22 protein-coding genes are annotated in these 20,601 nt (G+C 60.9%); 20 read left to right on the forward strand and 2 right to left on the reverse strand.

Going from position 1 to position 20,601, the window contains the following annotated elements:
* The 14 genes from ACYCUK_RS07285 to ACYCUK_RS07350 all read left to right on the forward strand — a co-directional run.
* A partial coding sequence (locus tag ACYCUK_RS07285; RefSeq protein ID WP_461594135.1) for an amino acid kinase family protein occupies positions 1 to 350 on the forward strand: 350 nt, incomplete at its 5' end.
* A gap of 24 nt (positions 351 to 374) precedes the next feature.
* Positions 375 to 935, forward strand: a complete 561-nt coding sequence (gene frr / locus ACYCUK_RS07290; RefSeq protein ID WP_461594136.1) for a ribosome recycling factor — start codon at positions 375 to 377, stop codon at positions 933 to 935.
* Between the two features lie 27 nt (positions 936 to 962).
* Positions 963 to 1,709, forward strand: coding sequence for a polyprenyl diphosphate synthase (gene uppS, locus ACYCUK_RS07295; RefSeq protein WP_461594137.1), 747 nt, complete (start codon positions 963 to 965; stop codon positions 1,707 to 1,709).
* Between the two features lie 19 nt (positions 1,710 to 1,728).
* Positions 1,729 to 2,565 carry a phosphatidate cytidylyltransferase gene (locus tag ACYCUK_RS07300; protein WP_461594138.1) on the forward strand — a complete coding sequence of 279 codons (837 nt, stop codon included), beginning with the start codon at positions 1,729 to 1,731 and terminating at the stop codon, positions 2,563 to 2,565.
* Positions 2,562 to 3,737, forward strand: a complete 1,176-nt coding sequence (gene ispC / locus ACYCUK_RS07305) for a 1-deoxy-D-xylulose-5-phosphate reductoisomerase (protein WP_461594139.1) — start codon at positions 2,562 to 2,564, stop codon at positions 3,735 to 3,737. The genes ACYCUK_RS07300 and ispC overlap by 4 nt, the downstream gene beginning before the upstream one ends.
* Positions 3,738 to 3,794: 57 nt before the next feature.
* On the forward strand, positions 3,795 to 5,153 hold the full coding sequence (gene rseP, locus ACYCUK_RS07310; RefSeq protein ID WP_461594140.1) for an RIP metalloprotease RseP: 1,359 nt from the start codon (positions 3,795 to 3,797) through the stop codon (positions 5,151 to 5,153).
* Between the two features lie 19 nt (positions 5,154 to 5,172).
* A complete protein-coding gene (bamA, locus tag ACYCUK_RS07315; protein ID WP_461594141.1) occupies positions 5,173 to 7,458 on the forward strand; it encodes an outer membrane protein assembly factor BamA in 2,286 nt (761 codons plus the stop codon).
* A 17-nt stretch (positions 7,459 to 7,475) separates the two neighbouring features.
* Positions 7,476 to 8,039, forward strand: coding sequence for an OmpH/Skp family outer membrane protein (locus tag ACYCUK_RS07320; protein WP_461594142.1), 564 nt, complete (start codon positions 7,476 to 7,478; stop codon positions 8,037 to 8,039).
* A gap of 2 nt (positions 8,040 to 8,041) precedes the next feature.
* A complete protein-coding gene (gene lpxD, locus ACYCUK_RS07325) occupies positions 8,042 to 9,127 on the forward strand; it encodes a UDP-3-O-(3-hydroxymyristoyl)glucosamine N-acyltransferase (protein ID WP_461594143.1) in 1,086 nt (361 codons plus the stop codon).
* A complete protein-coding gene (gene fabZ, locus ACYCUK_RS07330) occupies positions 9,124 to 9,570 on the forward strand; it encodes a 3-hydroxyacyl-ACP dehydratase FabZ (RefSeq protein WP_461594144.1) in 447 nt (148 codons plus the stop codon). Before lpxD ends, fabZ begins: the two co-directional genes overlap by 4 nt.
* Positions 9,571 to 9,580: 10 nt before the next feature.
* Positions 9,581 to 10,372, forward strand: a complete 792-nt coding sequence (lpxA, locus tag ACYCUK_RS07335) for an acyl-ACP--UDP-N-acetylglucosamine O-acyltransferase (RefSeq protein ID WP_461594145.1) — start codon at positions 9,581 to 9,583, stop codon at positions 10,370 to 10,372.
* Positions 10,373 to 10,392: 20 nt separating this feature from the next.
* Positions 10,393 to 11,532, forward strand: a complete 1,140-nt coding sequence (lpxB, locus tag ACYCUK_RS07340) for a lipid-A-disaccharide synthase (protein ID WP_461594146.1) — start codon at positions 10,393 to 10,395, stop codon at positions 11,530 to 11,532.
* Position 11,533: 1 nt separating this feature from the next.
* Positions 11,534 to 12,154 (forward strand): ribonuclease HII, encoded by a 621-nt coding sequence (gene rnhB, locus ACYCUK_RS07345; RefSeq protein WP_461594147.1) that lies wholly within the window; start codon positions 11,534 to 11,536, stop codon positions 12,152 to 12,154.
* Between the two features lie 12 nt (positions 12,155 to 12,166).
* Positions 12,167 to 12,949 (forward strand): TrmH family RNA methyltransferase, encoded by a 783-nt coding sequence (locus ACYCUK_RS07350; RefSeq protein ID WP_112487192.1) that lies wholly within the window; start codon positions 12,167 to 12,169, stop codon positions 12,947 to 12,949.
* A gap of 30 nt (positions 12,950 to 12,979) precedes the next feature.
* Here the strand turns inward: ACYCUK_RS07350 and ACYCUK_RS07355 are convergent, their stop codons facing one another.
* Entirely contained in the window at positions 12,980 to 14,104 is a 1,125-nt protein-coding gene (locus ACYCUK_RS07355) for a hypothetical protein (protein WP_461594148.1), read from the reverse strand.
* Between the two features lie 67 nt (positions 14,105 to 14,171).
* Positions 14,172 to 14,990 (reverse strand): posphoenolpyruvate synthetase regulatory kinase/phosphorylase PpsR, encoded by an 819-nt coding sequence (gene ppsR / locus ACYCUK_RS07360; RefSeq protein ID WP_112488441.1) that lies wholly within the window; start codon positions 14,988 to 14,990, stop codon positions 14,172 to 14,174.
* 194 nt (positions 14,991 to 15,184) lie between these two features.
* On the opposite strand from ppsR, the gene ppsA reads away from it, so the two are divergent.
* The 6 genes from ppsA to dnaB all read left to right on the forward strand — a co-directional run bounded on the left by ppsA (position 15,185) and on the right by dnaB (position 20,570).
* Positions 15,185 to 17,584, forward strand: coding sequence for a phosphoenolpyruvate synthase (gene ppsA, locus ACYCUK_RS07365; RefSeq protein WP_461594149.1), 2,400 nt, complete (start codon positions 15,185 to 15,187; stop codon positions 17,582 to 17,584).
* Positions 17,585 to 17,676: 92 nt separating this feature from the next.
* Positions 17,677 to 18,039 (forward strand): 30S ribosomal protein S6, encoded by a 363-nt coding sequence (gene rpsF / locus ACYCUK_RS07370; protein WP_112487189.1) that lies wholly within the window; start codon positions 17,677 to 17,679, stop codon positions 18,037 to 18,039.
* Between the two features lie 17 nt (positions 18,040 to 18,056).
* A complete protein-coding gene (locus tag ACYCUK_RS07375; protein WP_461594190.1) occupies positions 18,057 to 18,365 on the forward strand; it encodes a primosomal replication protein N in 309 nt (102 codons plus the stop codon).
* Positions 18,337 to 18,618, forward strand: coding sequence for a 30S ribosomal protein S18 (gene rpsR, locus ACYCUK_RS07380; RefSeq protein WP_112487187.1), 282 nt, complete (start codon positions 18,337 to 18,339; stop codon positions 18,616 to 18,618). Before ACYCUK_RS07375 ends, rpsR begins: the two co-directional genes overlap by 29 nt.
* A gap of 19 nt (positions 18,619 to 18,637) precedes the next feature.
* A complete protein-coding gene (rplI, locus tag ACYCUK_RS07385; protein ID WP_461594150.1) occupies positions 18,638 to 19,090 on the forward strand; it encodes a 50S ribosomal protein L9 in 453 nt (150 codons plus the stop codon).
* A 115-nt stretch (positions 19,091 to 19,205) separates the two neighbouring features.
* The gene (gene dnaB / locus ACYCUK_RS07390; RefSeq protein WP_461594151.1) at positions 19,206 to 20,570 is read left to right on the forward strand and encodes a replicative DNA helicase; all 1,365 of its coding nucleotides are present in this window, start codon (positions 19,206 to 19,208) and stop codon (positions 20,568 to 20,570) included.
* The last annotated feature ends 31 nt before the right edge of the window (positions 20,571 to 20,601 follow it).

Below are 20,601 nucleotides of genomic sequence, written 5' to 3' on the forward strand. Positions count from 1 at the left end.
TGGAAGAAGGCAAGTCGGTGATTTTCGCCGGCGGAACCGGCAATCCGTTTTTCACCACGGACACGGCCGCAGCGCTGAGAGCGGCGGAAATCGGCTCCGAAGTCATGCTCAAAGCCACCAAGGTGGACGGCATCTACACTGCAGATCCGGCCAAGGATCCAACGGCAACGCGTTACCCCAGCATCAGCTTCGACGAGGCCATCATCAAGCGCCTTCAGGTCATGGATGCAACAGCTTTTGCCCTCTGCCGCGACCAGGGTCTGCCCATCCGCGTCTTCAGTATTCTCAAACCCGGCGCGCTGCTGCGCGTGGTGCAGGGTGAGTCGGAAGGCACCCTGGTGCATCTTTGAATTTCTCACAAGCTCAGAATCATCATGACGATCGCTGACATCAAGAAAAACACCGAGCAGAAGATGCTCAAGTCCATCGATGCGCTCAAATCCGATCTGGCCAAGGTGCGTACCGGCCGCGCCCACACTGGCCTGCTCGACCATGTGATGGTGGACTATTACGGCACCATGATGCCCATCAATCAGGTGGCCAATATCAACTTGCTGGATGCCCGCACCATCAGCGTGCAGCCCTGGGAGAAGAAGCTGGCCCAGTCGGTGGAAAAAGCCATCCGCGATTCGGATCTGGGCCTCAACCCGCAGAGCCAGGGCGACCTGATTCGCGTGCCCATGCCGGCGCTGACCGAGGAGCGCAGACGTGACCTGGTGAAGGTCATCAGGCACGAGGCCGAAGGCGCCAAGGTTGCGGTGCGCAATTTGCGCCGCGATGCGAACCAGCAGCTCAAAGATCTGGTCAAAGCCAAAGAGGCCTCCGAGGATGATGAGCGCCGCTCCCAGGACGATATCCAGAAAATGACCGATCGTTTCATCGTGGAAGTCGACAAACTTCTCGCCCAGAAGGAAGCGGAAATTCTGGCCGTCTGACTCAGGTGCAGCCAGCAAGGAGCGACAGTGGCATCGAAGCAAGTCCCGAAACAAGTCGAGCAAGCCCCCCCAGGTTTGCGCCATATCGCCGTGGTGATGGACGGTAACGGGCGCTGGGCGCAACGCCGCTTGCTGCCGCGTACGGCAGGGCACAAATATGGGGTCGATGCCCTGAAGAGCGTGGTGCGCGGCTGTATCGCGCAGGGAGTGCCTTTTCTCACGGTCTTTGCCTTTTCGTCCGAGAACTGGAATCGTCCTGCCGATGAGGTCTCGGCGCTGATGGATCTTTTCGTGCAGGCGTTGCGCCGCGAAACCCGCGAGTTGGCAGCACAGGGCGTGCGCCTGCGTTTTGTCGGCGAGCGCAGCGCGTTCGACACGCCGATGCGTGAGTTGATGCAGCAAGCCGAAGACCTGTCCGCTGCAAACACGCGTCTCGTGCTCAACGTGGCGATCAACTATGGTGGCCGCTGGGATCTGGTGCAGGCGATGCAGGCGCTGCAGGCCAGCGGCGAGCCCATCAGCGAGGAGTCATTGGCGCAGCATCTGTGCCTGGCCGATGTGCCAGCGCCCGACCTGCTCATTCGCACCGGCGGTGAGCGGCGCATCAGTAACTTCTTGCTTTGGCAAATTGCTTACACCGAGTTCTATTTCACCGACATTCTCTGGCCCGATTTCGACGAAAAATCGCTGGCACTCGCCATGGCCGATTACGCGCAACGCGAGCGGCGCTTCGGCACGGTGCATCCACAGGCCCCTGGCCTGCGCGTGGCCTGAGGCGCGTCCACAAGCCTCCATGCTGCGCACGCGCATCATCACTGCAGTCGTCCTGCTGGCGCTGCTGCTTCCCACGCTCTTCCTCGCATCACTCTCGGTCTTCGCGCTGGTCATGGCCCTTTTTTCCAGCGCGGCCATGTGGGAGTGGGCGCGACTGGCAGGTTTCAAATCCATGGCGGCAGTGGTATGGGCCATGCTTTGGTTGGCAACGGCGTCGGCCCTGCTGTTGCTGATGCAAGCCGGAGGTGCTGGCTCCATCGCAAACCTTCGTCCGATCCTGATGGCAGCGGCCCTCGTCTGGATCGCGCTGCTCGCTTTTTGTCTGCCGCGCGCGAACCTGCCTCGGTTTCTTGCCGTGCCTGCCGTTCTCGCGGTGCTGGGTTTTATCGTGATGTTTGCCGCATGGCTGGCCTTACTGCTGGCCCGTGAGTCTGGCCCAGGCTTTCTCTTGTCCCTGCTCGGCATCGCCTGGGTGGCGGATATCGCCGCCTATTTCGGCGGCCGCGCTTTCGGTCGCAGCAAGCTTGCGCCGCGCATCAGCCCGGGCAAGACCTGGGCCGGGGCCTACGCCGCCTTGCTGGCGGTCCTGGTTTATGCCTGGGTGTGCAGTGCGCTACCCGGCCTGTCGGGCACTTTGCTGGCGCGCATCGATCAAACGTATGGCATGCCCGCGATGCTGGTCAGCGCCGTTTTGTTGGTCACCCTCAGCATCATGGGTGATCTGTTTGAATCCTTGCTCAAACGCCATGCTGGCGTGAAAGACAGCAGCGGCCTGCTGCCCGGCCATGGCGGTGTGCTCGACCGGGTCGATGCACTGCTGCCGCTGTTGCCCATTGCACTGCTATTCATGGCATGAAACGCGTCGCGATTCTCGGCTCCACCGGCTCCATCGGCCAAAGCACGCTGGAGGTGCTGGCCCTGCACCCTGAAGCCTTCGAGGTGTACGCGCTGGGCGCCCAAAGGCGTGACGATCTGCTGTTGGCGCAATGCCTGCGTTTTGCCCCGCGCCTGGCCGTGCTGAGCGATGCGGCAGCGGCCCAACGCCTGCAAACGGCCCTTCGGGCTCATGGCGGCAAGACCGAAGTTCTGCAAGGCGACGCGGCCCATGTGCAAGTCGCGCAAGCGGTCGAGACCGATATCGTGATGGCTGCGATCGTCGGGGCTGCGGGGCTTGCCTCGAGCATTGCCGCCGCGCGTGCCGGCAAGCGCGTGTTGCTGGCCAACAAGGAGTCGCTGGTGATGGCGGGCGAGCTTTTCATGCAGGCCATGCAGCAAGGTGGTGGGCTGCTCATTCCCATCGACAGCGAGCACAGCGCCATTCTGCAAAGCCTGCCGGATGAGCGCAGTCACTGGCGGAGCAGCGTGCGCGACATCACGCTCACGGCATCCGGCGGACCTTTCCGCCAGGCCGACACCTCGACGCTGCGCGACATCACCCCCGATCAAGCCTGCGCCCACCCGAACTGGAGCATGGGGCGAAAAATCTCGGTGGATTCCGCCACCATGATGAACAAGGCGCTCGAAGTCATCGAAGCGCATCACTTGTTCGGCATGCTGCCAGCGCAAATCCAGGTGCTGATCCATCCCCAAAGCATCGTGCATTCCATGGTCGGCTATCACGACGGGTCGGTTGTGGCGCAACTCGGCATGCCCGATATGCGCACTCCGATCGCCTACGGTTTGTCCTACCCGCAGCGCATGGCTTCTGGTGCATCCTGGCTGGACTTGGCGTGCATCGGCCGTCTTGATTTCGATTTGCCGGACCCCCAGCGTTTTCCCGGCTTGCAACTGGCCTACGCCGCCCTCTCCATGCCCATGGGAGCCTGTGCCGTGCTCAACGCCGCCAACGAAACGGCGGTCGATGCTTTCCTTCAGGGGCGGATGCGCTTCACCGATATTCACCGCGTGAACGCCGACACACTGAACGACGTCAATCTCAACGCTGTGCGCAACCTTGACGATCTGTTGGAACTCGACCAGCTGGCACGCCAGCAGGCTCAGTCCCGTATCAACACCCTGGTTCCTTGAAGCGAGGCACAATCCACGCTGGCACCGCAAGTCGCGCGTTGCCCTGAGGAGTATCGGATGGTCACTGTGCTTGCCTTTCTTTTCGCTCTCGGCCTGCTCATCACGATTCATGAGTATGGGCATTACCGCGTGGCGGTGGCTGCCGGGGTGAAGGTGCTGCGCTTTTCCATTGGCTTTGGCAAGCCGTTGTTGAAGTGGAAGCGCGGACCCGACCAGACTGAATTCGTCATCGCCGCCATTCCGTTGGGTGGCTTCGTGCGCATGGTCGATGAACGCGAAGGCGATGTCCCTGCCGCCGATGTGCCGCGTGCCTTCAACCGCCAGTCCCTGTTCAAACGCGCCGCCATCGTGGCGGCGGGCCCTGCTGCCAATCTGTTGCTGGCGGCGGCGCTGTTTGCGGTGGTTGCATTCGTCGGCGTGCGTCAGCCCGTTGCGCTCTTGGGGGCCCCTGCTGCTGGCAGTCCGGCGGCCGTTGCCGGGGTGCGCGCAGGCGATCAGGTTGTTGCCATCACGGCCGACGGCAGTACCCAGGCCGTGCAGTCCTGGTCCGATCTGCAGTTGCAATTGCTCACTGCGGCCATGGACGGGCAAACGGTGAGCATGCAGCTCAAGGCGGCTGACGGCGCCACCTCGAACGTCACCTTGCACTTTGCCGGCGCCGAGGACAAAGCCAGTCAGCCCGACTTTCTCGCCACCTGGGGCCTGCGACTGAAAAGCCCGCCGGCATTGATTCGTGAAACCATCGCCGGTGGCCCCGCCGAGAAGGCCGGCATGCGCGCCGGCGATGTCGTGACGCAGGTGGATGGCAAGGCCATCAGTGGGGCTGAAGCCTTGCTCAAGGCCATCCAGGCCAGCGCTGGAAAGCCCCTGCAGTTGCTGGTGAAGCGCGGGCAACAAAACGTCTCTTTGACCATCCGCCCCCAAGTTCAGCATCTGGCGTCGAATGGCCAACGGGTCTGGCGCATTGGGGCCATGCTGGGCGGTGAAATTCCCACCGTGGTGGTCAAGAGTGGGCCCTTGGGTGCCGTGGTCCAGGGCTTCTCACGCACTTGGGAATTGAGCGCACTCACGCTCAAGACGCTGGGGAAAATGGTCATCGGCCAGGCATCCCTCAGCAATCTGAGTGGACCCGTGACCATTGCGGACTACGCTGGCCGCAGTGCCGAACTCGGCTGGTTGTCCTACATCAGCTTTCTGGCCATCATCAGCGTGAGTCTGGGTGTGTTGAATCTGCTGCCGCTACCGGTCTTGGACGGGGGGCATCTCTTGTATTATGCGATTGAAGGTTTTACGCGTCGCAGTATTCCCCAGCGTTTGCAGGAAAGGCTGCAGCAAGGCGGCCTTGTCATCATTGCACTGATGATGACCATTGCGCTCTACAACGACTTCGCCCGGTTGATCGGGCCCATGCATTGATCCCAACTCCGAGGTTAATTTGAGGTTCCGTCACGCATTGCAGGGTACTGCCGTGGCCGTGTTGGCTGTGGCCTGTGCCCAGGCCTACGCCGCCGACACATTCGTCATCAAGGACATCCGCGTCGATGGCCTTCAAAGAACCGAACCAGGGACCGTCTTCAGCTACTTGCCCTTTCGCGTGGGCGACACCTACACCCCGGAGAACGGCGCTGCCGCCATTCGGGCTCTGTTCGCCACCGGGCTGTTCAAGGATGTGCGCGTCCGCACCGACAACGATGTGGTCACCATCATCGTGGAAGAACGTCCGGTGATCGCCAGTGTCGAGTTCGCCGGCACCAAGGAGTTTCCGAAAAAAACCTTGACCGAGGCGCTCAGCCAGGTGGGGCTTGGCGAGGCCCGTCCTTTCGACCAGGCCTTGGTCGACAAGGCGGTGCAGGAACTCAAGCAGCAATATCTGGCGAAGGGCTACTACGCGGCAGAGGTCACCACCACCGTGACGCCGCTGGAGCGAAACCGCGTCAATGTGCTGTTCAATGTCACCGAGGGTGAGATCGCCAAGATTCGCGCCATCCACATCGTCGGCAACAAGGTCTATAGCGAAAGCGATCTGCGCGACCTTTTCTCGCTCTCCACCCCCGGCTGGCTGAGCTGGTACACCAAGTCCGACCAGTACTCGCGTGCCAAACTCAACGCCGACCTCGAAACCTTGCGCTCGTATTACCTCGATCGCGGTTATCTCGATTTCCGCATCGAGTCGACCCAGGTGGCGCTGTCACCCGACAAGAACAGCATGTTCATCACCGTCAACATTCACGAGGGAGTGAAGTACTCGGTTTCAGGCTACAAGCTTGAAGGCAACTATCTCGGCCTGGCCGATGAGTTCCGCGCGCTGGTGAGGCTCAAGCCGGGCGATATCTACAGTGCCAAGCTGCTCAATGAAAGCGTCAAGTCCATCGTCGAGAAATTCGGCGTCTATGGTTATGCCTTCGCCCGTGTCGAGCCCAAGCCCGAGATCAATCGTGAAACGCACGAGGTCTTCTTCACCATCGATGCCGATCCGGGCAAGCGAATCTACGTCCGTCGCATCGACATCTCCGGCAACACCCGGACCCGCGACGAAGTCATCCGCCGCGAATTCCGTCAATTCGAGGACGCCTGGTATGACGTCGACCGCATCAAGCTATCGCGCGACCGCGTCGATCGTCTGGGCTACTTCAAGGATGCAACACTCGGTACCCGCGAGGTTCCTGGCACCAGCGACCAAGCCGACCTGGACATGCATGTCACCGAAAAACCCACCGGCATGTTGGGCTTGGGCGTCGGGTTTTCCAGCGCCAACCGCATCTCATTCAACGCTTCGGTGAGCCAAGACAATATTTTTGGTAGCGGTAACAACCTGAGCGTCGACTTCAACACGTCCAGCTATTACCGAACCTTGTCGGTGTCCAGTACCAACCCCTATTTCACCCAAGACGGGATCAGCCGCACGGTCAACGCCTACTACCGCACCATCCGGCCTTATTACAGTCAGGGCAACAACTACACGATCACGACGCCGGGTTTCAATGTCCAGTTCGGCGTGCCCTTCACCGAACTCGATCGCGTGTTCTTCGGCGCCGGATTTGAACAATACAGCCTCGCCTTAGCGCCTGGTGCGCCAGCCTCCTATATCGCCTACGTCAACCAGTTCGGCAAAACCTCCTCCGGCATTCCTCTGACCATCGGCTGGCAACGAGACAGCCGCAACAGCGCGCTGGTTCCCACCGATGGGCGCTACCAGCGTCTGAGCGTGGAGTACAGCCCATTCAGCAGCTTGCGCTACGTTCGCTCAACCTATCAATTCCAGCAGTTCTTGCCGGTCACCCGGCAGACCAACCTGGCATTCAACGGGCTGGTGGGCTATGCCCATGGCTTGAATGGCAGACCTCTTCCCATTTTCAAGAATCTGTATGCCGGCGGCATCGGCACCGTACGCGGCTTCCAGCAAAGCTCCTTGGGCCCGCAAGATGCGCAAGGCAATGCACTTGGGGGGGCCAAGCTGCTCGTGGCTGATTTTGAATACCAGTTCCCATTCCCGGGAACCGGCGCGGACAAGAGCCTGCGCATGTCGACCTTCCTCGACAGCGGCTATGTCTGGGGTGAGAATCAAAAGGTCAGCTTGTCGGATATGCGCGCCTCGGTCGGTGTGGCGGTATCGTGGATTTCCCCAATCGGCCCCCTGAAGTTCAGCATTGCCAAGCCCATTCGTTCGCAGCCCAGCGACAAGCTGCAAGCCTTCCAGTTCACTGTCGGTACCGCCTTCTGATCACCATCCCAAACGCCATGATGTCGATGACTTGCCTGACTCGTTACACCATTGTTGCCAGTTTTTGCGCGGCAACGCTCTTTGCCAGCATGCCCGCCAACGCTCAGTCAGCGCCGGCCAAGCCCGTGGCAGCAACAGGGGCGACTGGAAAAATCGGTTTCATCAATACCGAACGTATTCTGAAGGATTCAACCTTGGCGAAAGCCGCGCAGCAAAAACTCGAATCCGAGTTTTCCAAGCGCGACAAGGAACTTCAGGACATGGCCGCCAAGATCAAGGCGCTGAACCAGAAACTTGAAAAAGATGGCCCGGTGATGTCGGATAGCGATCGCATCAACTCCCAGCAACAACTGGCGGACATGAACCGGGACTTTCAGCGCAAGCAGCGCGAGTTTGGCGAAGACCTGAACGCCAAGCGCAATGCCGCCCTGGCCATCGTGCTCGACAAGGCGAACAAGGTCGTGAAGGAAATTGCCGAGAAGGATAACTACGACATCATTTTCCAGGATGCCGTGTACGTTAACCCTCGCATCGACATCACCGACAAGGTCCTGAAGGCCTTGGATGCTCCCAGCAAGTAATCATGAGCGAGCAGCCCCTGGGAGCCGCAAAGGGCCTGCGGGTTGGCGAGATTGTCGCCGCATTGGGCGGCACCCTGCGGGGTGATGGGCAGCACCAGGTACTGCGCATCGCGTCCATCGAGCGCGCCGGCGCAACCGACATCGCTTACCTCAGTCACAGCAGCAAGCGTGAGTGGCTGAGCACCACGCAAGCCGGCTGCATGGTCATGCCGCCCGATCTGGAGGCCGAGGCGCAACGTTTCCAGGCGGCCATTCTGACGCCAGACCCCTACCTGTATTACGCCCGGCTTGCCCAGTGGTTTGCCGAGTTGCAGGCTGAGCCTGAAGTGGCTGGAGTTCACGCCTCTGCCGTGGTTGAAGCGGGGGCCGATCTGGCTCCAACCGCTGTGGTTGGCCCATGTGCCGTGATCGAGCGCGGCGCAGTGATCCATGATGCCGCCCATATCGGCGCGGGTTGCTTTGTTGGTCGCAACGCCATCATTGGCCAAGGTACGCGCTTGCATCCGCGCGCGGTGGTGCTTGCGGGTTGCACTTTGGGCGCGCGCTGCATCGTGCATTCGGGCGCGGTGATCGGGGCGGACGGCTTTGGCTATGCCCGAGATGCAAACGGCGTCGGCGTCAAGATCCCGCAAACCGGCAGCGTGCGCATTGGCAACGATGTGGAGATCGGCGCCAACACGACCATCGACCGTGGCGCGCTGGACGACACCCGTATTGGCGACGGCGTCAAGATCGACAATCTGGTGCAGATCGCGCACAACGTACAAATCGGCCCCCACACCGCGTTGGCTGGTTGCGTCGGCGTTTCGGGTAGCGCGCGTATTGGCGCCCACTGTTTCATCGGCGGCGGCGTGGGCATCGCCGGGCACCTGGAGATTGCGGACCATGTCGTGATTGGCGGCATGTCGCTGGTCTCGCGTTCCGTGCGTCAGCCGGGGCATTACACAGGAGCCTTCCCCCTGGATACCCACCAGAACTGGTCAGAAAATGCGGCGACGCTACGGCATCTGTCGCAACTTCGCAGCCGAGTGCGACAACTCGAAAACAAGCTTGAAACACAGGCACTCCCTGACTCGACCAAACCATGATTGTTTTTGACATCAACCAGATCCAGAAACTCCTTCCTCACCGCTACCCCTTCTTGCTGATCGATCGGGTGGTGGAGTTCGAAAAGGGCAAGCGTATTTTGGGTTACAAGAATGTCTCGTTCAACGAGCCCTATTTCTCAGGGCATTTTCCGCAAAAAGCCATCATGCCGGGCGTTCTCGTCCTTGAGGCTCTGGCACAGGCCGCTGGCATTCTTGCCTTCGGCACCCTGGAGCAGGGTGCCGAGGAGAGTTCGGTGTACTACCTGGTGGGCATCGACGGCGCCCGCTTCAAGCGTCCGGTCGTGCCAGGGGACAGGCTCATGCTCGAGGTGGAGATGGTTCGTCAAATGCGCAGCATCTACAAATTCAATGCCGTGGCGCGGGTTGACGACGAAATCGTGGCGCAGGCTGAGTTGATGTGTACCGAACGCCAGATCGACTGACGGGGCTGCCTTGAGCTTGATTCATCCCACAGCAATCGTCGACAGCAAGACGCAGATCGATTCCAGCGTTCGCATCGGGCCCTTTTGCGTCATCGGCCCCGAAGTCCAAATCGGCGCGGGCACAGAGATCGGCCCGCATGTCTGCGTCCAAGGACGCACCCGTATCGGCCGTGACAACCAGATTCACGCTTACTGCTCGCTCGGCGGCATTCCCCAGGACAAGAAGTACGCTGGCGAACCGACCGAGTTGCACATCGGCGACCGCAACACCATTCGCGAATACTGCACCCTGAACCTGGGCACGGCGCAGGACGCAGGCGTCACCCGCTTGGGCGACGACAACTGGGTCATGGCCTATGTGCACTTGGCGCACGACTGCCAGGTTGGCAACCACACCGTCTTTGCCAATAGCGCACAACTGGCCGGGCATGTGCATGTCGGCGACTGGGCCGTCCTGGGTGGCTATACGGGGGTGCATCAGTTCGTGCAAATCGGTGCGCATGTGATGACCGGCATCAGCTCCGTCGTCACGCAGGACGTGCCACCGTTCGTGCTGCTCGCAGGCAACCCTGGGGCGCCTCACGGCATTAACGCCGAAGGTCTGCGCCGACGCGGCTTCGATGTGGCGCGCATCGCCGTTTTGCGCGAGGCGTATCGCAAGCTCTATCGCCAGGGTTTGTCGCTGCAACAGGCAGTGGCCGCGCTGGCCGAGTTGCAGGCAACGCATGCCAGCAGCCGCGAAGATCTGGCGCAATTGCTCGGTTTCATCGCGGCCAGCAAGCGCGGCATCGCTCGCCCCTGAGTCAAGCTACGGCTCCTGCCATGTCAGTCGGCTTCGTCGCCATGGTTGCCGGGGAACCGTCTGGGGATTTGCTGGCCTCCCATGTCCTTGCTGCACTTCGCAAGGTGCGGCCTGATGTGGCGTGCGCAGGTATCGGTGGCGAGCGCATGCGCGAACAAGGCTTCACCGCCTGGTGGCCGACCGAGCGCCTGGCCGTGAATGGCTACACCCAGGTGCTGCCACGTCTGCCTGAGTTGCTGTGGATGCGTCGGCAACTGCGTCTACGCCTGCTGCGCCAGCCACCTGCCGTGTTCGTCGCGGTCGATGCGCCCGATTTCAATCTGGGCTTGGAGCGCCGTCTGCGCGAAGCCCGGATTCCCACCGTGCACCTGGTCAGTCCATCCATCTGGGCTTGGCGGCGCGAACGTCTGCTCGGTATTACCCAGGCGGTCGATCACATGCTCTGTGTCTTTCCGTTCGAGCCTGAGCTTTATGCCCAGACCCGCGTGCGCGCCACCTATATCGGGCACCCTTTGGCGGAAGTGATTCCCGACCAGCCCGATCGGCATGGCGCGCGCCAGTTGCTCGGACTGGCTCAAGATGCCCTGGTCATCGGTCTTCTGCCCGGCAGCCGGCTTGGGGAAATTCAGCACATCGCTCCCAGCTTTCTCGGCGCTGCACGACGGCTGCAGCAGCGTCATGGTGCGCGTATGGTTCTGCCCGTCGCGCACCCGAGTCTGCTGCCCTTGCTGCGGCGGCAGTTGCAGGGTGTGCCGGGACTCGAGGTCCAGTTCACGCATGGCAAGTCACACGCCGTCATGGCCGCTTGCGACCTGGCCCTGGTGGCGAGTGGCACGGCAACCTTGGAATGCGCTTTGTTCAAACGTCCGATGGTGATTGGCTACCGTGTGCCCGAGCTGTCGCGGCGACTCATGGCGGGCAAGGGCTACCAGCCCTGGGTTGGCTTGCCCAATATTCTTGCGCGCGAGTTTCTGGTGCCCGAACTGCTGCAAGATGCCTGCACACCCGACGCACTGGCCGAAGCGGCCGAAAGGCTGCTGCAAGACAGCGTGCGACAAGCGCAGTTGCAAGACCGCTTCGCCGAACTGCATGCGCAGTTGCGTCGGCCGACGGCAAGCCTTGCCGCACAGGCCATCCTCGAAGCTGCCAGGGCTGGATGAGATGATCCCCGTCGTGCAGCAACCAGCATGGCCCAACTCCGAATGCGAACCGTCCGTCGCACACGTCGCGGGGTGTGACGAAGTGGGGCGTGGCACTTGGGCAGGTCCCGTGGTCGCGGCAGCCGTCATTCTCGATCCCCATTGCCCGATTACCGGTTTGGCCGACTCCAAAAAGCTCTCCAGCAAGCGTCGTGAAATCCTGGATATTCAGATCCGCGAGCATTGTCTCGCCTGGAGCCTGGGGCGGGCCAGTGCCCAGGAAATTGACCAGATCAACATTCTTCAAGCCACGCTACTGGCGATGCAGCGCGCCGTGGCGGCGCTCAAGCTGCAGCCTGATCTCGTGCTTGTCGACGGCAATCGCACGCCTGAGCTGCCCATGCCTTGCCAGGCCATCGTCGGCGGCGATGCCACGCAACCGGCCATCAGTGCCGCCTCCATCATCGCCAAGGTCTACCGCGATCGGTTGATGCAGTCCCTGGCCAAGGATCACCCTGTTTACGGGTTTGATCGGCATTTCGGCTACGGCACAATGCAGCATCGGCTCGCCTTGCAACGCCATGGCCCCTGCGCCGAACATCGCCACAGTTTTTCCCCCATACGACAACTGATCCAACCTTGAGCGAAGGCCGCCGTGAAGCGCATCATTTCCGCTGAAAACCCATTGGTCAAAACACTGCGCGCGCTGAGCAGCGAACCCGGCGCGGTCAAACGCCTCGGCCAAGTCTGGCTCGAAGGCATTCATCTTGTGCAGGCCGCGCTCGATAGCGGCCATCATGCCGACCCCTTGGTGACGACTGACGATGGCCTGCTGCAACCTGAAATCGCAGCCCTGGTCGAACGCGCCGGGAGCACGAACACGGTCATCCTGCATCGCGCCCTCTTCAGCTGGATTTCCACGGTGGAAAATGGTCCGCAAGTGGGCATGTTGATCGACAAACCCAAGGGCGCCAAGCCCAAGCCGGGTGCTGCGGTCGTGCTCGACCGCATTCAGGATGCCGGCAATGTCGGCACCATCTTGCGCACGGCGGCTGCGGCCGGCTGCGGCGCGGTCTATCTGCTGCGAGGCACGGCTGGGGCATGGACGCCCAAAGTCTTGCGCGCCGCCATGGGAGCCCATTTCTACTTGCCCATCTTCGAGGACGCACCCTGGGACCAGGTTGCGAACATCGTTCCACGCCCGATCTACGCCACGGCTTCCGTTGCAGATATGGGTTTGTATGAGTTGGATTTGAATCAGCCCGTGACTTGGGTGTTCGGCAATGAAGGGCAGGGCATTTCTGAGCACCTCATGGCCAAATGTTCAGCCGTCGTCCGAATTCCCCAGGCAGGGCCGATCGAATCCATCAATGTGGCCTCTGCCGCCGCGGTTTGCCTCTTCGAGGGTGTGCGCCAACGCCAGCTGGCTGAGGGCTGAGAGGCCTTCGGCGCACTCCAAGCCTCAAACTCAGCCCCAGCCAAGCTGGTGCGCAGCGTGAAGACGTGCCGGCGGCTCAGCATCGGCAGGGTTTGCGGGCGCTTGCACCAAAGCCAGGCTGAGTGAACCGGACGAGGCCCAGATACGTCCGGCCAAGCTCATATGGGTGACATGCAGGCGCACCTGCATGTGATCCGCCTGCTGGCGCAGGCGCGCAAATTCGGGCCATGCCTGCAATTCGCGAATGCTGCCATCGAAACTGATCTGCATGGAAGTCCCTTGAATGCCACCCTCCAGCAGGCTTTGTTCGGTGCGCGCAAAGACCGCAGCAACTGCAGTGCGCCAGCGTTTGGCTCGTGACATGCAATGCAGCCCGTCGGGCCCACTGGACAAAATCGGGTAAGGATTCCAGAGTTTGTCGATCCCCGATGAACAGGCCTGCACCCAAGGGCTCAGCGCCGGATTGGCCAACCTGGAGAGTGTCGCCGCCATATCCCCCGGATAGCGCGGGACCAGCCACTGGCGGGTCATGCTCGAAATCTGTGCGGCTGTCTGCGCCACCTGATTGACTGGTTCGCCAGCGTCAAGTTTTTTCAGCAGAACGCGCGCCTGCAAAGCAGGGCCCGAGAGCATCGAGCCGCCATCGAGGCAGAGCACTTGCAGATCGGCCGGCAACCCACGACTGCGCCGCAGTTCGTGAATTTCTTCCAGATGCTGCAGCAGCAGCGTTTGCAGTGCGGCGGCAGGATCGTTGAGCGCGCGCAGGGATCCAATATAGATCAACCAGTCGGCATTGACGGCGATGTTGGGATAGAGGCGGTACTCGAGCCCTTCCACGCTGGGTGCGGCGATTTGCGCCGTGCGCAGTCGCTCGCGCCCCATATGGCGCAATTCGCCGCGTTTTTCCCGCAAGCCCTTGTCCATGAAGGTGCGCCCAGGCCATTGGATGGCCAACGGCAGGACGCGCAGGCGCGGGTGCTGCGCCATCGCGCTGGAGATGTCAGCCGCGGCATCCACCATCACCACGCCATACGGGTTTTCATGTCGCAGTGGATTGATCGGCAACGCCTGCTCCTGCTCAGGCTGGTTTTGCTGGGTGGAGGCAAACCCCAGCAGATATTCGTTTTTATTGCTTTCGTACGAAGTCGTGGCCATGGTCGGGCGAGGGGAGGAGCAGTGCGGGGGTGGATTTGGGCGAAGCATCGCGGTACAGACGTTGATCTCAATATTCCAACCGGTCGGGACGAATGAGCTGCAGGATCGTGGTGGCAATTTCCTCAATGGACTTATGTGTGGATGACAGCCAGCGTATGCCTTCGCGTCGCATCAAGCGCTCGGCCTCGGCGACCTCTTCCATGCAGTTGTGCAAAGAGGCATAAGTGCTGCCAGGCTTGCGCTCGCGGCGAATTTCGCTCAAGCGCTCCGGCGCGATACTCAGGCCGAACAACTTGCTGCGATGCTGCGTCAGCGCCGAAGGCAGGCACATGCGGGCGAAATCTTCTGGAATCAGCGGGTAATTTGCGGCACGCACGCCATGCTGCATGGCCAGATACAAGGACGTTGGGGTTTTGCCACTGCGCGACACGCCGACCAGGATGACATCGGCCAGCGCCAGGTTACGCGACGACTGGCCGTCGTCATGCAGCAAGGCGAAATTGATCGCGTCCATCCGGTCGTTGTAGCGCGAGCTTTTGGCGATGTCGGAGAACTGCCCGATGCGGTGGTTGGACTTGATGCCGAAGGCGATTTCCAGCGGTTCGACGAAGGTCGTGAACATATCCATCACCAAGCCATTGCAAGAACGGATGACCTGCAGCACCTCGGTGTTCACCAGGGTGATGAAGACAACCGGCGGACGCCCCTCGTTGCGCGTGGCCAGGTTGATGCGCTCCACCGCCTGATGCGCCTTCTCCACCGTGTCGACAAAGGGCAGGCGCACGCGATGGGGCTGGGCGTCGAATTGCGCAAGGATGGAATTGCCGAAGGTTTCGGCGGTGATCCCGGTTCCGTCCGAGACGAAAAAGACTGAACGATTAGGCATGTTGCGTTGCACCGAAGAAAGCCGGTCCGGGCTTTAGAATCAGAGTCAAGACTCGCCTGCAGGACTTCGCCTTTTCGCGCGCCCTCAAGCACCGCGGCCACATCAAAACAGCAAAAACAACCGGTGCAGCCCCCGTGTTTGCCAAGCCCTCGCAGGACTTGCCCAGATTTCTTTCATTCTATTGAGGGTTGTTCATGTCAAATCAAAGCCAGGTGCGCTTTTGCGACACCGACTGGGTGGTGCCATTCGAGAAGTTGAGGATGCAGGACGTCGAGGTGGTGGGGGGCAAGAACGCCTCGCTCGGTGAAATGATCAGTCAACTGACGGCAAGTGGTGTCCGCGTGCCCGGTGGTTTCGCGACCACGGCCTTCGCATTCCGCCAGTTTCTGCAGCAAGGAGGGCTGGACGCACGCATCAAGCAGGCGCTCGACCGCCTGGATGCTGACGATGTGCGCGTCCTGGCACGTACGGGAGCCGACATCCGGCAGTGGGTCAGCGATACGCCGCTACCCGCCGCGCTGGAAGCCGCCATCCGCGAGCATTTCAGCGCGCTGTCGGCCGCTCAGCCTGACGCCAGCTTTGCCGTGCGCTCCTCGGCAACGGCCGAAGACTTGCCAGACGCCTCGTTCGCGGGTCAGCAGGAAACCTATCTCAACGTCACCGGTATCGACGCCGTACTCGACAAAGTTCGACATGTCTTCGCCTCGATGTTCAACGACCGCGCGATTTCCTACCGCGTGCATCAGGGTTTCGAGCATCACCAGGTTGCGCTTTCCGCGGGCATCCAGCGCATGGTGCGCAGCGATCTTGGCGCCGCGGGTGTGATGTTCACCCTGGACACCGAGTCCGGGTTCGAGGACGTGGTCTTCATCACCTCGTCCTATGGCCTGGGCGAGACGGTGGTGCAGGGCGCTGTCAATCCCGACGAGTTCTATGTTTTCAAACCGACGCTGCGCGCTGGCAAGGCGGCCGTCATTCGCCGCAATCTGGGCTCGAAGCTCATCCGCATGGAATTTGCGCCAGCCGGCTCGGATCGTCTCGTGCAAACCGTGGACACGCCCGCAGAACTGCGCAACCGCTACAGCCTGAGCGACGCCGAAGCCACCGAGTTGGCCGCTTTCGCGCTGACCATCGAACAGCACTATGGCCGACCGATGGACATCGAATGGGGCAAGGACGGCAAGGATGGCCAGATCTACATTCTTCAAGCGAGGCCTGAAACCGTGAAATCGCGCGCACATGGGCGTGCCGAACAGCGCTTCACGCTGATGCAGAAAAGTACGTCTCTCGTCACCGGACGTGCGATCGGCCAAAAAATCGGCGCCGGCCCGGTCCGGGTCGTCGATTCCGTGGCCGAAATGGATCAGGTGCAGGCTGGCGACATCCTCGTCACCGATATGACCGACCCGAACTGGGAACCGGTGATGAAAAAGGCGTCGGCCATCGTCACCAACCGTGGCGGACGCACCTGCCACGCGGCCATCATTGCGCGCGAACTCGGCATACCGGCAGTCGTCGGTTGTGGCGATGCGACCGACTTGCTCAAGGATGGCATGTTGGTCACCGTCTCCTGCGCCGAAGGCGATACAGGCATCGTCTACGAAGGGTTGCTGGAGACGTCGGTGACCGAGGTCAGGCGCGGTGAGATGCCGGACATCCCCGTCAAGATCATGATGAACGTCGGCAATCCCCAACTGGCGTTCGACTTCTCCCAGATCCCCAATGGCGGTGTCGGTCTGGCCCGTCTGGAATTCATCATCAACAACAACATTGCAGTCCACCCGCGCGCCGTGCTTGAGTATCCCAACGTCGACGCCGACTTGAAGAAGGCGGTGGAAAGCGTCGCGCGCGGCCACGCCAGTCCGCGCGCGTTCTACATCGACAAACTGACCGAAGGCATCGCCACCATCGGTGCTGCGTTCTACCCGAAGCCCGTCATCGTCCGCCTATCGGATTTCAAGTCGAACGAATATAAAAAGCTCATCGGCGGTTCGCGCTACGAGCCCGATGAGGAAAATCCCATGCTGGGTTTCCGCGGCGCATCACGCTATGTCTCGCGCGACTTCGCCCAGAGCTTCGAGATGGAATGCATCGCCCTCAAGCGTGTGCGCGACGAGATGGGCCTGTCCAATGTGGAGATCATGGTGCCGTTCGTGCGGACCTTGAAGGAAGCGCGCGGGGTGATCGAACTGTTGTCGCGCAACGGGCTCAAACGCGGCGAGAACGGCCTGCGGCTCATCATGATGTGCGAGGTGCCATCGAACGCCGTGCTGGCGGCCGACTTTCTCGAATTCTTCGATGGCTTCTCCATCGGGTCGAACGACCTGACCCAACTCACCCTGGGTCTGGACCGTGACTCGGGGCTGGTTGCCGAGGCTTTTGATGAGCGCGACCCGGCCGTTCTGGCCTTGCTCAAGCAGGCCATCAGTGCCTGCCTGGCCAGCGGCAAATACGTTGGCATCTGCGGCCAGGGCCCGTCCGATCACCCCGATTTGGCGCGCTGGCTGATGGATCAAGGTATCGAGTCGATCTCGCTGAACCCGGACACCGTGGTTGCCACTTGGCAAGCTTTGGCCGTCAACCCAGCGCACTAATCTATAATTGAATGTTTCTTTGCCGCACTGGGACTGACGCCCTGGGCGGCTTTATCCGCAAAGAAACCCCCCGTGGGTTAGAAGGAGTCCATATGCGTCATTATGAAATCATTCTCATCGTTCACCCTGACCAGAGCGAGCAAGTCCCCGCGATGGTCGAGCGCTACAAAAGCGTGGTGACCAGCAAGGGAGGCGTGGTTCATCGCTTCGAGGATTGGGGCCGTCGTCAAATGGCCTATCAGATCCAGAAACTGGCCAAGGCCCACTATCTGTGCCTGAACATCGAGGCCAATCAGGATGTGCTGCAGGAACTGGAACATGGTTTCAAGTTCAGCGATGCCGTGCTGCGCCACCTGATCGTCAAGATGGACAAGGCCGAGACCCAGCCATCCGTCATGATGCGTTCGGTTGAGCGCGAAGAGGCCCGCAAGGCCCAGCCGGAGCAAGTTGCCTGAGCATCAACCGACTCGAGATTCTTGCAACGGTGATCGAGCGTGGCGCGCTGCGCTACACACCGGCTGGCGTCGAGGCGCTGGATTTGCGTGTGAACCACGCATCCACACAAGCCCTTGCCAGCCATGTGCAGCAGATCGAACTGGAGTTGCAATGCGTCGCTTTCTCCCTCATGGCGCGCAAACTTCAGCATGTGCAAGCAGGCCAGCTTCTCCATCTTGCAGGCTATCTGATGCCCAACCGCCGTGGATCTCGAACCCTGAAGCTGAACATTACCGAATGGATTTTGGAGCCTGAACATGGCCTATTTCAAGAAGACCGACCGTAAGAACAAACCCAAACGCAACCAGCAATCTTCGCTGTTCAAGCGCAAGCGCTTCTGCCGCTTCACCGTCGCCGGTGTCAAGCAGATTGACTACAAGGACCTGGACACGCTGCGTGAATTCCTGGCTGAAAATGCCAAGATCATTCCTGCACGCCTGACCGGCACGCGCTCGATTTTCCAGCGTCAACTCAATACGGCCATCAAGCGTGCGCGCTTTTTGGCCCTGATGCCGTTCTCCGACCAGCACAAGAGCTGAACAGCCAAGGACAATTCCCATGCAAATCATTCTGCTCGAAAAAGTGACCAACCTCGGCAATCTTGGCGATGTGGTCAAAGTGAAGAACGGCTATGGCCGTAACTTCCTGATTCCCCAGCGCAAGGCACGCACCGCCACGGCCCAGGCCTTGCGTGAATTCGAAGCCAAGCGCGCTGAACTGGAGAAGTCGGCTGCCGACAAATTGGCCGCTGCCCAAGCTCTCGCCGTGCAGATGGAAGGCTTGACGGTGCAACTGGTGCAGAAAGCCGGCGTTGATGGCCGCTTGTTCGGTTCCATCACCAACCACGACATTGCCGAATCCCTGGGCAAGCAAGGTTTCAACGTCGCGAAAGCTGCCGTGCGCTTGCCGGATGGTCCGCTCAAAACCGTGGGCGACCATGCGGTGGACGTGGTGCTGACCACCGACGTGACCGTGGCCATCACCGTTGCGGTGCTGGGCGAGCACGCCTGAGGGTTCTCCCGCTTCAGCAAAAAAGCCGCGCACGAGCGCGGCTTTTTTGTCTCCGATTGCCACTCATCGGCCATCCATTGCTTCCACACCCGTTCCCACTGATAAGCTCGTCACCATGCCTGCCATGATGGATTCCACCCTCGAGGGTTTGCGCACACCTCCGCACTCGGCCGAGGCCGAGCAGTCGGTTTTGGGTGGGCTCATGCTCGACAATCAGGCCTTCGACCGCGTTGCCGACATCCTGCATGTCAGCTTTTTCTATCGCCACGAGCATCGGCTGATCTACCAAGCCATCAGCGAGTTGATCCAGGCCACCAAGCCCGCGGATGTCATCACCGTGCTGGAGGCCTTGCAGCTGCATGGCCAGGCGGAGTCTTGCGGCGGCCTCGTCTACCTCAATGCACTGGCGCAGGGTGTGCCGAGTGCGGCGAATATCCGGCGCTATGCCGAAATCGTTCGGGAACGCGCCATTTTGCGCAATCTCGTCACCATCAGCGACGAGATTGCCCAGAGCGCGCTCAACCCGCAGGGTAGGGCGGTGCAGCAGATTCTGGATGAAGCGGAGTCGCGAATCTTTGCCATTTCCGAAGCCGGCGCCCGCGGCAAGGCTGGTTTTCAGCCCATGAAGCAGTTGCTCGGCGAATTGCTCGACCGCGTGCAGCAACTCTCCGAGCATGGCGGCTCCGACATCACCGGCGTGGCCACGGGCTTTGCCGATCTGGACCGCATGACGGCCGGCATGCAGGCAGGCGATCTCGTCATCATCGCGGGTCGACCCTCCATGGGCAAGACCTCGCTCGCCATCAACATTGCCGAGCATGTGGCCGTCAACGAGCAGTTGCCGGTGGCTGTGTTCAGCATGGAGATGGGAGCTTCGCAATTGGTGTTGCGCATCGTTGGTTCCCTGGGCCGCATCGATCAATCGCATCTGCGCACAGGACAGCTCACGGAAGACGAATGGTCGCGCCTACCCGAGACCATCGAGCGCCTGGACGAGGTGCAAATCCATATCGACGAGTCGCCGGCGCTCAACCCGCTGGAGGTCCGCGCGCGCTCCAGGCGTTTGGCTCGCCAGTGCGGCAAGCTTGGCTTGATCGTGGTCGATTATTTGCAGCTCATGACCTCGTCACGCGAAGGGGAGAATCGCGCGACTGAAATTTCCGAGATTTCCCGTTCGCTCAAGGCCCTGGCCAAGGAATTGCAATGCCCGGTGATCGCCTTGTCGCAGCTCAACCGCGATCTGGAAAAACGCACCGACCGCCGTCCGGTGATGAGCGATCTGCGCGAATCCGGCGCCATCGAGCAAGATGCCGACGTGATTCTGTTCATCTACCGCGACGAGGTCTACAACAAGGACTCGAAGGATCAGGGCGTTGCCGAGATCATCATCGCCAAGCAGCGTAATGGCCCGATCGGCGTGGTCAATCTTACATTCCTGCGGCAACTCACGCGGTTCGAGAATCTGGCGCGCGCGTTCTGAGAAGAAGGGGCGACAAACCGGATGGTCTGCC

This window comes from Thiomonas sp. (assembly GCF_054608695.1).